Annotated in this window: 17 protein-coding genes; 8 read left to right on the forward strand and 9 right to left on the reverse strand. The window is 69.4% G+C overall.

Annotated features, from left to right (window positions below; all coding sequences use genetic code 11):
* Window positions 1–25 precede the first annotated feature (25 nt).
* A complete protein-coding gene (locus BJY22_RS03885; RefSeq protein ID WP_167203786.1) occupies window positions 26–439 on the reverse strand; it encodes a helix-turn-helix domain-containing protein in 414 nt (137 codons plus the stop codon).
* A gap of 61 nt (window positions 440–500) precedes the next feature.
* Here BJY22_RS03885 and BJY22_RS03890 point away from each other — a divergent pair, with 61 nt between their 5' ends.
* Entirely contained in the window at window positions 501–1682 is a 1182-nt protein-coding gene (locus BJY22_RS03890; RefSeq protein WP_167203787.1) for an MFS transporter, read from the forward strand.
* Here BJY22_RS03890 and BJY22_RS03895 read toward each other — a convergent pair.
* Window positions 1663–2082, reverse strand: coding sequence for a winged helix-turn-helix transcriptional regulator (locus BJY22_RS03895; RefSeq protein ID WP_167203788.1), 420 nt, complete (start codon window positions 2080–2082; stop codon window positions 1663–1665). The two genes, BJY22_RS03890 and BJY22_RS03895, sit on opposite strands and share 20 nt — an antisense overlap.
* 63 nt (window positions 2083–2145) lie before the next feature.
* On the opposite strand from BJY22_RS03895, the gene BJY22_RS03900 reads away from it, so the two are divergent.
* From BJY22_RS03900 to BJY22_RS03910, 3 genes are all read left to right on the forward strand, one after another.
* Window positions 2146–3528 (forward strand): MFS transporter, encoded by a 1383-nt coding sequence (locus BJY22_RS03900; protein ID WP_337758144.1) that lies wholly within the window; start codon window positions 2146–2148, stop codon window positions 3526–3528.
* Between the two features lie 275 nt (window positions 3529–3803).
* Window positions 3804–3986, forward strand: coding sequence for a hypothetical protein (locus tag BJY22_RS03905; RefSeq protein WP_167203790.1), 183 nt, complete (start codon window positions 3804–3806; stop codon window positions 3984–3986).
* The gene (locus tag BJY22_RS03910) at window positions 3983–4306 is read left to right on the forward strand and encodes a hypothetical protein (protein WP_167203791.1); all 324 of its coding nucleotides are present in this window, start codon (window positions 3983–3985) and stop codon (window positions 4304–4306) included. Before BJY22_RS03905 ends, BJY22_RS03910 begins: the two co-directional genes overlap by 4 nt.
* 159 nt (window positions 4307–4465) lie before the next feature.
* Here the strand turns inward: BJY22_RS03910 and BJY22_RS03915 are convergent, their stop codons facing one another.
* A complete protein-coding gene (locus BJY22_RS03915; RefSeq protein ID WP_167203792.1) occupies window positions 4466–5218 on the reverse strand; it encodes a hypothetical protein in 753 nt (250 codons plus the stop codon).
* A gap of 416 nt (window positions 5219–5634) precedes the next feature.
* Complete coding sequence (locus tag BJY22_RS03920; protein WP_167203793.1) at window positions 5635–6039, reverse strand: methyltransferase domain-containing protein; 405 nt, start codon at window positions 6037–6039, stop codon at window positions 5635–5637.
* Window positions 6040–6126: 87 nt separating this feature from the next.
* Between BJY22_RS03920 and BJY22_RS03925 the strand changes: the two genes are divergently transcribed.
* Window positions 6127–6990, forward strand: a complete 864-nt coding sequence (locus BJY22_RS03925; protein ID WP_167203794.1) for an aminoglycoside phosphotransferase family protein — start codon at window positions 6127–6129, stop codon at window positions 6988–6990.
* Here BJY22_RS03925 and BJY22_RS03930 read toward each other — a convergent pair.
* Window positions 6971–7708 carry a phytanoyl-CoA dioxygenase family protein gene (locus tag BJY22_RS03930; RefSeq protein ID WP_167203795.1) on the reverse strand — a complete coding sequence of 246 codons (738 nt, stop codon included), beginning with the start codon at window positions 7706–7708 and terminating at the stop codon, window positions 6971–6973. The genes BJY22_RS03925 and BJY22_RS03930 overlap by 20 nt on opposite strands.
* Before the next feature lie 88 nt (window positions 7709–7796).
* On the reverse strand, window positions 7797–8159 hold the full coding sequence (locus BJY22_RS03935) for a nuclear transport factor 2 family protein (RefSeq protein WP_167203796.1): 363 nt from the start codon (window positions 8157–8159) through the stop codon (window positions 7797–7799).
* A gap of 113 nt (window positions 8160–8272) precedes the next feature.
* Between BJY22_RS03935 and BJY22_RS03940 the strand changes: the two genes are divergently transcribed.
* Window positions 8273–9067: a helix-turn-helix domain-containing protein gene (locus BJY22_RS03940; RefSeq protein WP_202890982.1), complete on the forward strand. Its 795-nt coding sequence runs from the start codon at window positions 8273–8275 to the stop codon at window positions 9065–9067.
* On the forward strand, window positions 9064–9567 hold the full coding sequence (locus BJY22_RS03945; RefSeq protein WP_167203797.1) for a mycothiol transferase: 504 nt from the start codon (window positions 9064–9066) through the stop codon (window positions 9565–9567). The genes BJY22_RS03940 and BJY22_RS03945 overlap by 4 nt, the downstream gene beginning before the upstream one ends.
* A gap of 34 nt (window positions 9568–9601) precedes the next feature.
* On the opposite strand, the gene BJY22_RS03950 is transcribed toward BJY22_RS03945, so the two are convergent.
* The gene (locus BJY22_RS03950) at window positions 9602–10627 is read right to left on the reverse strand and encodes a hypothetical protein (protein ID WP_167203798.1); all 1026 of its coding nucleotides are present in this window, start codon (window positions 10625–10627) and stop codon (window positions 9602–9604) included.
* Window positions 10627–11142, reverse strand: a complete 516-nt coding sequence (locus tag BJY22_RS03955; RefSeq protein WP_167203799.1) for a SigE family RNA polymerase sigma factor — start codon at window positions 11140–11142, stop codon at window positions 10627–10629. The genes BJY22_RS03950 and BJY22_RS03955 overlap by 1 nt, the downstream gene beginning before the upstream one ends.
* A 167-nt stretch (window positions 11143–11309) precedes the next feature.
* On the opposite strand from BJY22_RS03955, the gene BJY22_RS03960 reads away from it, so the two are divergent.
* Complete coding sequence (locus BJY22_RS03960; RefSeq protein WP_167203800.1) at window positions 11310–12515, forward strand: hypothetical protein; 1206 nt, start codon at window positions 11310–11312, stop codon at window positions 12513–12515.
* A gap of 131 nt (window positions 12516–12646) precedes the next feature.
* On the opposite strand, the gene BJY22_RS03965 is transcribed toward BJY22_RS03960, so the two are convergent.
* Window positions 12647–13048 (reverse strand): hypothetical protein, encoded by a 402-nt coding sequence (locus tag BJY22_RS03965; protein WP_167203801.1) that lies wholly within the window; start codon window positions 13046–13048, stop codon window positions 12647–12649.
* Between the last annotated feature and the right edge of the window lie 2 nt (window positions 13049–13050).

A 13050-nucleotide genomic window follows, 5' to 3' on the forward strand; every position in this document is an offset into this window, starting at 1 on the left:
GGCGCAACTCTCGACGCGCGAGCCGTTATGCGGGCAACCCGAGTTGGAGGAGGTCGAGCAGGCGGTTCAGGTCGGCAGGCGCCACAGGGCGACCGAGGACGACAGCGAGGGAATCCACAGTGGCGATCAGGTCGCGACGGATGGCAGCTCGGGTGCGGCCGCCGGTGGCGAGGGTGCCGATGACGCGTTCGGCGCGGTCGGAGGTCGCCAGCAACTCCGCGGCGGCAGAAGCCGGCGGCGGTTCTTCCTCGCCGATGCGTACTTCGAGACGTGCGCCGAGCGCCGTCGCGAGCCGGTCGAGGGCCGCGATCGTCGGGTTGCCCCGCCCGTTCTCCAGGTTCGCGATGTAGGGCACCGACAGGCCGGCGTCGACAGCCACCGACGCGATCGTCCGTCCGGTCGCCTTCCGGCGTTCCCGCAGTACCTCACCGAGCTCCATGACGATCTATCTTCACAGAACACATTTGCCGTTGTCTATTTCATCAGGATAGATTCCGCGTGTGAGGAACCGAGACTTCCGGCGGCTGTGGCTCAGTGGCGCGGTGTCCGGGATCGGATCCTGGCTGCTGGTGGTCGCGATCCCGTTCCACGTGTTCGCGCTGACCGGCTCAGCGGTCGCGACCGGGCTCACGCTCGCTCTGGAGGCCCTCCCCGCGCTGCTGATCGGGCCGTGGGCCGGCGTCCTGCTGGACCGCTGGAACCTGGCCCGGGCGATGTGGATCGCGGACCTCGTCAGCGCGGCGGCGGTCGGGCTGATCCTGTTCGCCGACCGCGACCACCTCTGGCTGATCTACCTCGCGATCCTGCTCGAGAACACCGCGACCACAGTCTTCCGCCCCGCCTCCCGCGCCCTCCTGCCGAGCGTCGTCGGCACCGGCGACGAGCTCGCCACCGCGAACGCGATCAACGCCGTCACCAGCAGCGCGATCCGCCTCGCCGCGCCGCCATTGGGCGCACTTCTGCTGGCCGGCCCCGGCATCACCTTCGTCCTCGCCGTCGACATCGCCAGCTACTTGTTGTCAGCGGCAATCATCGCGACGGTCCACCTCCGTCGGCACACCACGACCGAACCGCCGCGGCCACTCGTTGGTCTCCGCGCCGCAGTCCGACACCGGGCCCTGCGCGGCATCCTCATCGGGCAGACGGTCTTCCTCACCGCGAACGCCGGCCTGACCGCACTCCTCGTACCGTTCACCGTCAACCGCCTGGACGCTCCCGGGTACGTCGTCGGCTACCTGATCTCCGGCCTCGGCGCCGGGTACCTCATCGGCGCCGCCCTGAGCACGAAAGCCGCCCGCCTCCTCGGAACCCGCGATCTCCTCGCCGTCACCCAACTCGCCACCGCCGCAGCGTTCTTCGGACTCTTCAACGCCCCGAACGTCCCAGTCGCCGTCGTCGCCGCGGTGCTGATCGGACTCCCCGGCAGCGTCCTGCTCATCACGGCCGAGACGACGATCCAACGCACGGCGCCGTCGGAGGCGCTGGCGAGCGTGGGCGCGATCTTCTTCGCCGCCGACTCACTCGCCCTGCTGATCGGCGCGCTCGCAGCTCCCGCGGCAACCCTCGTCCTCGACCTGCCGCTGACGCTCAACGTCATCGCGGGACTCGCGGTCTGCGCCGCGGGCCTCACGCTGCTCGTCGTACCGCGTCATCCGGCGAGCTTCACGCGGACCCCGAGCTGACCGCGTCGTACCTGGCCCGCGCGGCGGCGATCTCCGTCTGATGCGTCTCCGTCCAGGTGACGAGCGACTGGATCGTCGCGTGCAGCGTGACGCCGAGCGGGGTGAGTTCGTAGTCGACGCGCGGCGGCACGACCGGATGGACGGTCCGGCTGATCAGGCCGTCGCGCTCCAGCTGGCGCAGGGTCACCGTGAGCATCCGCTGACTGATGCCGTCGATCGTCTTCTTCAGCTCGGTGAACCGCATGCACTGGTTGTCCAGCAGCGCGATGACCAGCAAGGACCACTTGTCGCCGATCCGGTCCAGGATCTGGCGGACCTCGCAGTCCTCCCGGGTGTCCCACTGGAACGCTTCCTCGGTGCAGCAGGAGTGACTCGGTTCCTTTGAAGTGCCTTCTTCCACAACTCCTCATGGTTCCTGATGATGGGGTCAGTTACAAGAGGTAACCATGAGAGGAAGTCTCACGTGTCATCAACCGTCACCCCGGAGCGGCTGACCGGCCGCGCCTGGGCCGTTCTGTTCGTCCTCTGCGGCGCGATCTTCCTGGAGGGCATCGACGTCTCGATGATGGGCGTCGCCCTGCCCTCGATCCGGGCCGACCTGGGCCTGACCACCGGCGAGTTGCAGTGGATCGTCAGCGCGTACGCGCTGAGCTACGGCGGCTTCGTCCTGCTCGGCGGCCGCGCGGCGGACCTGCTCGGCCGGCGCCGGATGTTCGTCGGCTGGCTCGTCGTGTTCCTGCTGTTCAGCGGCCTCGGCGGCTTCGCCACCGAAGGCTGGATCCTGATTCTGGCCCGGTTCGTCACCGGCGTGGCCGCCGCGTTCCTGACCCCGGCAGGGCTGTCCATCATCACGACGACGTACCCGGAGGGACCGCAGCGCACCAAGGCGTTGCTGGTGTACGCCGGGACCGCGGCCGGAGGGTTCTCGCTGGGTATGGTCACCGGTGGACTGCTCACCGCGATCGACTGGCGATGGGTGTTCTTCGCACCGGTGATCGTCTCGGCGGTCATCCTGGCCGGCGCACTGGTACTCATCCCGCGCGACACCGAGCGACCTGCCGCCCGAGGTGGATTCGACATCCCCGGCGCCCTCACCCTGACCGGCGCAATGTTGTTGCTGGTAGCAACTGTGGTCCGCGCGCCGGACGTCCCGGCCGGGCAGACGGCGGTGACTGCTGCCGCCGGCCTCCTGCTGCTGGTGATCTTCGTGACGATCGAGCGGCGCACCTCCGCACCGTTGATCCGCCTCGGCCTGCTGCGGAACGCGGCCCTGATCCGCGCGAACACCGGTGCGATCCTGCTCGTCGGCTCGTTCGTCGGATTCCAGTTCGTCGCCGTGCTGTACCTGCAGGAACTGCGCGGCTGGTCCGAACTCGAGACCGGCCTCGCCCTGATGGTGATCGGAATCGACGCGATCCTGGCGCCAACGCTCACGCCGTGGCTGGTGACCCGTTTCGGCAACGCCCGCGTGGTGTTCGGCGGATTCGTGCTCGCCGGGATCGCCTATGCCGCCTTCCTGCCGCTCGACGTGGACTGGGCCTATCCCGCCATGTTGCCCGCATTCCTCCTGCTGGGACTGGCGTTCGCGTTGACCTACGGGCCGCTGACGATCGCCGCGACCGATCGGGTGGCCGAGGACGAGCAGGGCCTGGCGAGCGGCGTACTGACGACCTCGTTCCAGTTCGGATCAGCGCTCGGCCTCGCGGCGGTTGCCGCCGTACTGTCCGGCGCCGGCGAGTTGACGACCGACGCCTTCCGGAACGGGCTCCTGGTACCGCTCGTTGCAGCCACGCTCGGGATACTGGTCGCATTTCCGGTGCGTGAGCGCGTGGACGCAAAGGGTTAGCAGGACGCCATACATTTCTTTGTCCGCCGAATACCGGCGTCGCCGAATCGTTATCTGCAAATAGCTGCAACTATTCTTGACAGCGATTCACGGCTCCCGGCGACACGCCGGACGGCGCGTTGACCTGCGGGTTCGTAGGGTTTCCCTACTCTGCGTTAGGCCTCTGTAAAGGTCCCTTCCAAAGTGTTCCGAAGGACAGGTCAGGTGAGGTGTTCTTTATCTCAACGCCGGACAAAGCCGTCCGGGGTACGACCGACACTGCCGAAGGAATCGCGATGACCGAGACGCTCGAAACCCCCGCAGCGCACCGTCGGGTGCGGGTCTGGTTCGGCGCTCACCCGATCGCGGACCACACCGCCGACGCGGAGCAGGCAGTGCAGTACGAGGAAGCCATGCGCCGGCGCTTCGCCTCCCTCCGGGTGACGAGCGAGCCGGTGCTGGTGGACGCAGAGCGATGACCACCCGGCCGACGCTGCTCGGGTACGTACGGGCCGACGCGCTGAGCTGCGCGGAGGAGCTGGCCGCGGCGACGGATTCACTCGCCGCCTTCGCCAGCGCCGAGGGGTTCACCCTCGGGACCGTCTACACCGAGCGCGACGCGGCCGAATCGGCAGCGTTCCACGCCCTCCTCGACGAGGTGAAGCGGTCAGATGTCCGCGCGGTCGTCGTACCGGCCATGAACCACCTCGGCCTCGGCGACCCCGGCGGTACTCCGGCGGCGATGCGGCAGCACCTCGCGTTCCACCACGCCCAGGTCCTGGCGGTGGATCCGAGATAACTCCACACAGGCAAGCGGAGCTGACGTCTTGACCCCTGCATCGGCGTCGGTTCCGCTCTCCACCTCCACAGCTGCACCGGGGATGCCCGGGCGGTAGTGGACCACCAAGGCCCCACCGGCTGCTACCGGTGGGGCCTTGTCCATTCCTCGACGAGGGTGTCAGGCGACGATCTTGTAGCCGTAGCGCTTCATCACGGCGGCCACGGAGTTGTTGAAGATCCCGGTCACCTCGAGCTTGAAGTGCAGCTGCACCTTCCGGATCACCCGCTGGAAGTGCAGATGCCACGGCACGCCCGCCGCCGGCACGATCTCGGCCTTCGTGATCGCGCCGACCCGCGGGTGCGCCGCCCAGGCGATCACCCGGGCCCGGTCCGCACCCCACGCACCCGTCATCGCGTCGTGCGTCCGCGCGTACTCCATCGCGGCCAGCGAGATCGTCGAGTCCGGCACCGGCTCCTTCGGCGGGTGCGCCTTCACGTACAGCTCCCAGGTCATCCCGTAGTACCCCGGCGGGCCGTCGTCCGCGCCACGGTCGGCCAGCCCGTTCCGCTTCCGGCGGTACTCCGCCACCTGATGCGCGGCTCCGCGGGACAGGTCCTTGTCGCCGATCGCGATCGCGTGCACGTGGTACGGCCAGTTGCCCTGGGCCGGCGTCCGCAGCCACGCGGCGAATCCGACCTGGCGCAGCGCCTTCACCACGGCGACCCGCTGCGCGGCACTCTTCGTCCGTACGTCGACGTCGACCGCGCCGCCGCCGTCGTGGGTACCGGCCGAGGCACCCACACCGCCGGCGTTGTACGACCCCTGCAGGATCGCGAACTTCGAGCGGTACACCTGCTCCGCGGCTTCGACCATCGCCACGGTGCGCTGGTTCATGGCGAACCCGCGCCAGCTGATCCTTGCCTCAGGCATCTTTCTCGCCGCCCTCGGCGCCGAGGATCCGCTCGGCGTCCTCGGCCGCGCCGAGCGCCTCCAGCTCGTCCAGCTGCTCCTCGGTCAATTCGTCGTCGAACACTTCCGGTTCCTTCCCCCTGGGCGTCCGCGCACCGACCCCGGGTGCACGAAAATCGCCGACCAGCGTAAGCCGCTGCTGGGTCAGGAACTACCCGTGAAGGTTTGAGGAACGTGAAGTTTTCCGCCGGTTCCGCGTGCCGGGGTGTGTGCGGAACCGCGATGTGGGGTACCTGTAGGTGGTCCCGCGGTTCGGTCAGTGCCATTCGGGCATGGGTGGTGTTCACCGAGCCGCGAGTTCTCCCACTGAGGGGCGGGAGAACAACCGGCCCGGCGGGTGTGTCTCTCCCAGGACGCACCCGCCGAGGCACGATCGTTCACAGCGCGGAAGCGACGAACAGGTATCTGTTCAAGCTGAAGAAATAGCTGTCGCCGAGACCGCGCAGATCGTCCGCCCAGTCCCGCGCCTCGTCCGCCGTCACGTCGCCGTGACCAGGCACGAAGTCCGACACGATGTCGATCAGGCCGCCGCTGTACGTCCGCTGGTCGTAGCCGGTGTTGAGGATCGGCACCACCTGCTGGTGCGTCGGCGTGAAACCGGTCTTCACCAGTACGTCGGCCAGTGTCCGGGGCACCCGTCGTACCTCGAGCAGCGCTCCGGCCACGTCCTCGACGTACTCGAAGACCTGCGTGGACACCACGTCGAAGCTCTCCGCCGGATACGGGATCCGGTCGACGGAGGCCAGCTCGAGTTCGATCCCAGGACCGCCCGACGCGCCCATCCCCACATCATGGTCCTCGATCCCGCCGCCGGGAGGGCAGATGAAAATTGGGAGCGGTGCCCCGGGTTGCCCCGCTAGTGTCCGGTGATGATCGAGTTGCCGGACGAGTTCCTGCGGATGCCGCGGTGGTGGACCGAGGGCGCCGACTGGCTGCGGGACCTGCCGGAGGCGGTCGATCGGCAGTGCGCACGGTGGCAGCTGGAGATCGTGGGAGCGGTCGCACACGGGTCGAACGCGGTCGTCGTACCGGTCAGGCGGGGCGGTGACGAGTTCGTCCTGCGGATGTCGCCGCCCGGAGCCGAGGTGGCCGAGCAGTCCCGGGCGCTGCGGTGGTGGGCAGGTCGGGGCATGGCCCTCTTGTACGACGCCGACGTCGAGGCGGGCGCGATGCTGCTGGAGCGGTTGTCCACACCGTTGACGACCAGACCGGTGTACGAGGCAGTCGCCGTACTCGGGCGGCTGATGCGACGGCTCGCCGTACCGGGGCCGGACGACGCCTTGTCGACCGCCGAGATCGTGGCGAGGCGGTCGGCCGAGCTGGAGCCGCAGTGGAGCCGGTTGGGACATCCGTTCCCGAGTGCCGTCCTGCGCGAGGCGCTCGACGTCGCGCCGGCGCTCGCGCGGACCAGCTCGACGTTCGCAGTCAACGGTGACTTCCACTCCGACCAGGTGCTCGCGGGGACGCGGGAGGACTGGCTGACCGTGGATCCGGTGCTGTACCGCGGCGACATCGAGTTCGACCTCGGCCGCGTGCTGTGGACGCGGCTCGACGAGATGACGGACATCGTCCGGTACTTCGACAGCACGGTCAGCGAAGCCGGACTGGACCGGGATCGCGCGCGTGACTGGGTGATCTGGCGGACCGTCGACTACTGGTTGTGGGGACTGTCGGTCGGCCTGACCGAGGATCCGGTGCGGTGCGCCCGGCTGGTCAGCGCGCTTTCCAGATGAAGCGGCTGCGCATCATGCGCGGGGCGCCGGCGGCGTTCGGGGCGATCGAGTGCAGTATCCACGGGTGGGTCAGGTACACGTCGCCGGCCTGACCGGTGAGTTCGACGACGCGGACCGGCAGGCCGTCGAGCTCGGCCGGCGCCATCGGGTCCACCGCGCGTTCCTCCGAGGTGAGGTTGCGGAACCACGGATCGGATCGCAGGACCTGATCGCGGACCGCCTTGAACTCGCGCTCGTCCGTCGTGCTCAGGTACCGCTCGATGATCCGGTGCGAGCCCGCGACCTGCGGTGTCCCGCCGCCGCCCGGCTCCAAGTCGCCGAACAACGCCCAGATCTTCACCGCCTCCGTCGGGCTCTCGAAGCCGACGTCGGTGTGCCACTGCCGATGCGGTACCGACCACGGCACGCCCTCCGGCATGGTGACCAGCACCTGCCCCGCATGCTTCGGCTCGGTCCACTCGCCGAGCAACTGGTCGAGCGCCGAGCGCACCTGTGGACCGAGGATCGCGAGGGCCGCACGACTGGACTTGGTGGTCTTCAGACCGGTCGGGCGCAACGGGTCCCAGGTCGAACGATCGGCGCGATCCATCCCGTGCCGCGCGGACAGTTCGTTCCACAGCACGTCCCGCATCCGCGCGGCATCGTCGGGCGAGAACGCGGCCGGGATCTTCACGATCCCGTCGCGCTCGAAGACGTCCAGCTCGTCGGCGGTGAGCATGCGTCCATCCTGCGCACGGCCGCCGAGGATCCTCCACCGATTTAGCATCCGCCCGCCGGCAGCTTCCCCTCCAGCAGGTAGTCGGCGATCAGTGCTCCGGCGCGAAGTCGTGGAACCCGATCAGCTGCTGGATCTTGCCGTCGGCGTCGAGGACGACGATGTCGGTGCCGCCGGCGACCGGCTCCTGTCCCTCGGCCTGCAGATGCCAGGTCCAGCGCAGGTAGCCGTGGTGCTCGTCGATGTCGCCGACCCGGACGAACGACAGCCCCGGGAACATCTGCTGTGCGGCGCCGACCAGCTTGTTCAGCTCGTCGGGGCCGGTGGTCTCGAAGCTCGGGTCCTGGAAGGTCGCGTCCGCGGTCCAGTTCTCCGCGATCAGCTCGGCCCGGCGGTCGGCGTCGGTGGCGTTCCACAGCGCGAAGTACTGGTCGGCGAGTGCGGTGGCGTTCATGGTGTTTCCTCCTCGTTCGGTTCGGATGACCAGAACCTTGCCGCCGCGGACCGCAGACCGTCGATGACGTCGGAGGTAATGGCGTTGTCTATGCCGCCCGCTACGGTCGGACCATGGCAGCAACGATCGAGGAGACGTTCCAGCGCCCGGTGGGTGAGCTCCTTCGCGGCTGGCGGGAGCGCCGGCGGCTCAGTCAGCTCGAGCTCGCGAACCGGGTCGAGGTGTCGACGCGGCACGTGAGTTTCGTCGAGACCGGGCGGTCGAGGCCCAGTCGCGAGATGGTGCTACGGCTGGCCGAGCAACTCGACGTACCCCTGCGGGACCGCAACCAGCTGCTGCTGGCCGGTGGTTTCGCGCCGATCTACAGCGAGGCGTCGCTGCATTCGCCGTCCATGCTCGCGATCCGTACGACGCTGCGCCGCCTGCTGAAGGCCCACGAGCCGTACCCCGCACTGGTCGTCGACCGCTGGTGGAACATCGTCGAGTCGAACGCCGGGATCGCGATCTTCACCGCCGGCGTCGACGAGAAGTTGCTGCAGGCACCGATCAACGCGCTTCGCCTGACCTTGCACCCGGACGGGCTGGTGCGCCGGATCCGCAACCTCGCCGACGTCCGCGCGTCCGCACTCGCAAGCCTGCAGCGCCAGGTCGCTGCCACCGCGGATCCCGACCTCCAGGACCTGTACGACGAACTCCGCGAGTACGCCGTCCACGACAAGCCGGCGCCACCCGGTCCGGCGGACGTCGTCGTACCGTTCGAACTCACGCACGACGGACAGGAGTTGTCCTTGCTGACGACCATCGCGACCTTCGGCACCCCGCTCGACGTCACGGTCTCGGAGCTGATGATCGAGTCGTTCTACCCCGCGGACGAGACGACCGCCGAGTACCTGCGAGCGCTGTCGTGAAGCCCGAGCAGAAGATCGCCGACACGCTCGAGCTGCATCTGCGGTACCTCGACCGCTATCGCGGCATCATCGAGGCGAAGCTGACCGGGCTGAGCGACACCGACCTGCGGAGCAGCCGGCTGCCGTCGGGGTGGGCGCCGCTGGAGCTGCTGAAGCACCTGGTCTTCATGGAACGGCGCTGGCTGCGGTGGGGCTTCACGGCCGAGCAGGTCGATCATCCATGGGGCGACTCGGCCGATGACCCGGGAGGTCGCTGGACGCTCGAGCCGGGCGAGACGCTCGAGAGCCTGCTGGCGCAGCTGCACGCCGGCGGCGAGTTCACCCGACAGGTCGTGAGCGGCGCGGACCCGGCGGAGGTTGCGCCGGCCGGCGGTCGTTTCGGGACCGACGACCGGCCGACGCTGAACTGGATCCTCTTCCACGTGCTGGAGGAGTACGCACGGCACGCGGGCCACTTGGACGTGGCGCGCGAACTCGTGGATGGTGCCACCGGCGAGTAGGGCTGCGTGACCTACTCGCCGGTGGCGGGATTCCCTACCGGTCGGGGGAGGGGTGGCCGGTGGGGAACGTCGTCGGGACGCTCGGCGCCGGGACGCTGGGCTTCGCGGGCGGGAACGTCGGCTTGGCGGTCGGGAACGCCGGCGTGGCCGGCAGCGTCGGCTTGCTCGGCGGCGCGGTCTGCTGCCGGCCGGGGTCGACGGTCACCTCAACTCCGCCGGAGACGGTGACCGTCGGCAGCGACGGCATCGGCGGCTTGTTCGTGGGCTTGCCCGGCAGGGTCGGCAGCGACGGCTTCGGGGCGGTCGGCTTCGTCGTCGGTACGCCGTCCACGCAGTCCGGCAACGTGGGCGTCGCGGCCGGCTCAGCCGACGGAATCGCGGTCGGCAGACTCGGCTTGGCCGGCAAACTCGGCTTGGCCGGCAGACTCGGCTTGGCCGGCAGCGTCGGCTTGGCCGTGGGGAGCGAAGGCTTGGGCGGCAGCGTCGGTTCGGCCGTCGGCACCTGCGGCTTACCCGGCAAGGCCGGCAGCGTCGGTTTCGTCGGCTTGGACGGCTCGGACGGCTTGGCCGGCAGCGTCGGCTTGGACGTCGGCAACGTGGGCTTCGTCGGGAGGCTCGGCAGTGTCGGCTTCGCCGTCGGGAGCGAAGGCTTCGCGGGCAGTGTCGGCTTCGCGGACGGCGGGTTGTTCGGGTCGACGGTCTTGTCCACCGACACGGTCGCCGACACCGTCACCTTGGGCAGTTGCAGCTTCTCCGGCTTGTCCGGCCTCTGCGGGAGGCAGGTCGAGTCCACCGACGGCAGCTTCGGCGACTCGGTCGGGATCACCGCCGGCACCGGTGGCTTCTCGCCGCCGGCCAGCAGGCTCTTCACCGGAGCAGGTCCCCCGACCGCGGCGGACACCGTCGCAACGGTTCCGGCCAGCGCGGTGACACCTGCCGCGGCCAGTCCCCGCCGCAGCCAGCTCAGCCGCTTTCCACGCCGCATCAGGTCGGCGGCGTCCGGCTGCCACGGCTCCATCTCGTACGTGAGAGCCTCGCGTACCCGCTGCTCGTCACTCATCAGTTTCCTCCAACTCCGCTGTCGATCAGGTCGGGTGCCAGACGCAACTTGGCCAGCGCGCGGGAGGCCGTGCTCTTCACGGTCCCGGGCGCCATGCCGAGCAGCTCGGCGGTCTCGGCCTCGGAGAGATCCTGCGAGTAGCGCAGCGCGACCACGGCTCTCTCCCGGACGGTCAGGCCAGTGAGGGCCGAGAGCACGGCCTCCCTGGTCTGGACCGCCCCGGCGAAGTCCGCCACCGCTCGCTGGTCCCAGTCGTTGTGCACCGGATCACTGGGTACTTCGTTGTTCCAGCGCCGGCGGGCCTGGGTGAGGAATCGGTTGACCAGCACGCGCCGGACGTACCGCAACGGGTCGCCGTCCAGCCGGTGCCATTTCGGGTACGACCGCATCAACGCCTGCTGCACCAGGTCCTCGGCGGTGTGCCGATCGCCGCACAGCATCTCCGCGAAACGGAGCAAGGGGGTCGACTGCGCCACGACGAAGCGCTCGAAGTCGGCGTCCGCGGCCCGGGTCATCGATTCTCCTCAACACCTGTCACATGGGTCCAAACCCGGTAGGTGACCGATCGGGTTCTGTTTCGTCACCAAGTCCTTGGAGGAAATTTATTGACGGGCTAGCCAGAAGCGACGTTGATGAGTCACATTGGGTGAGCACACCTTCACCGCCCCGGAGGTTTCCGCCCATGCGTATCACCCGTTCCAGCGCGCTCGCCGTCTGTCTGGCCGCGACCGCCGCGTTCTTTACCGCCTCCTTGCCTGGGACCAGCACCGCCGCGGTCCCCGATCCGGTCCGGGTCGCCGCGCAGCCGGTCGCCGGATCCAGCAACGTCAAGGTCGAGGGCACCCGGATCGTCCTCGGCGACGCGCCGGCCGCGATCGGCTCGAGCGAACTGAAGCAGCGCACCGGCCTCGCCGAACTCACCCCGGTCCGGTTCGCGGCGCGCACGTCGGCCGTCGTCGTCGGCTACACGTCCGGTACGCCGGACGGTTCGTCCGCCGAGGTCGACGTACGGTCGTGGACCGGCAACCGCTGGTCCGAATGGACAGCGGCCAAGGCCGGTACGCCGACCGCGCTGCCGGCCGCAAGCGACCAGGTTCAGCTGCGCATCATCGTCAGCGCACCGCCGACCGGCGCGCGCCCGTGGGTCGGCGACGTCACCGTCCAGCCGACCGGCACCGCGGCCGGCTCGGGGATGACCATCCAGGCCGCGCCGCTCAAGTCGCGTGTCTTCGCCACCCGTGAAGGGCTGGTCGGCGGTACGACGGCCAACGGCCACGTGATCGTGAACCGGGACCACTTCGTCGCCCTGCCGTCACGACGCGGGCTGTCCGCCAACGGATCCGGCACGTACTCGGTCAAGGTCTGCACCGCGACCCGCTGCGCGTTCGAGCCGGTGTGGGACGTCGGGCCGTGGAACACCAAGGACGACTACTGGAACCCGAGCGCGATCCGCGAGATGTGGAAGGACCTGCCGCAGGGCAAGCCCGAGGCGCAGGCGGCGTACCAGGACGGGTACAACGGCGGGAAGGACCAGTTCGGCCGGACGGTCGCGAACCCGGCCGGGATCGACCTCGCGGACGGTGTGTTCTGGGACGCGCTGAAGCTGGCCGACAACTCGTGGGTCGACGTCACGTATCTGTGGACCGGCGACGGCGGGCGGGGGACGGTGTCGATCTCGTCCGGGTACCTGAACGTCCGCAACGCGCCGAACTCGTCCGGCGCGATCGTCGGGATGGCCGGGAAGTCGGCGCAGGTCACCGTCGAGTGCCAGACGACCGGCCAGAGCGTCACCGGTTCGCAGGGCACAAGCAGCGTCTGGCTGCGCGTCCACACCGGCATGTACGTCGCCAAGGCCTGGGTGAACGCCGGCACCTTCGGCGCCTGCTGAACCCGGCCGCCCTTGTGCAGCCAGCCATGTGATGGGTTGGCGTCCGAGATGCTGGGTTTGCGGCCGGGATTTCGGACGCAAACCCAGCATCTGATGGGTGGACCCACGAGATTGGACAGTGGCCGTCCGGGCTACTTGCCGGCCGGAAACTCCGTCGGCGGCTGTGTCGGGGTCGGCTCAGGGGTCCGGGTCGGCGGGAGAGTCGGCGGCAGACTCGGCGTCGGGCGCGGGACGCGGACCGACGGGGTCGACGGCGGTACCGACGGCGAGACGGTCGGGGTCGGCCGCGACGCCCGGGTCGGCCTCGCGCTCGGGGTGGCCGGGCGGGGCGTCGTCGGCTCGGGCGTCGGTGTCGCCACGGCTGCCGGCGACGGTGTCGATGCCGCCGGGCCACCGTTCACACCGGCGTCGCCGGTTGAGCCGTCGCTGCGAGCGACCGCCGTACCGGCGGCGGCTACACCGACTACCGCCGCAGCGGCGATCCCGCCCACCAGCAGGCGAGTCGCCCGTCGCTTCCGGTCTGGCTCGTTCATTG

This window comes from Kribbella shirazensis, from assembly GCF_011761605.1.
Taxonomy (GTDB): Bacteria; Actinomycetota; Actinomycetes; order Propionibacteriales; family Kribbellaceae; genus Kribbella; species Kribbella shirazensis.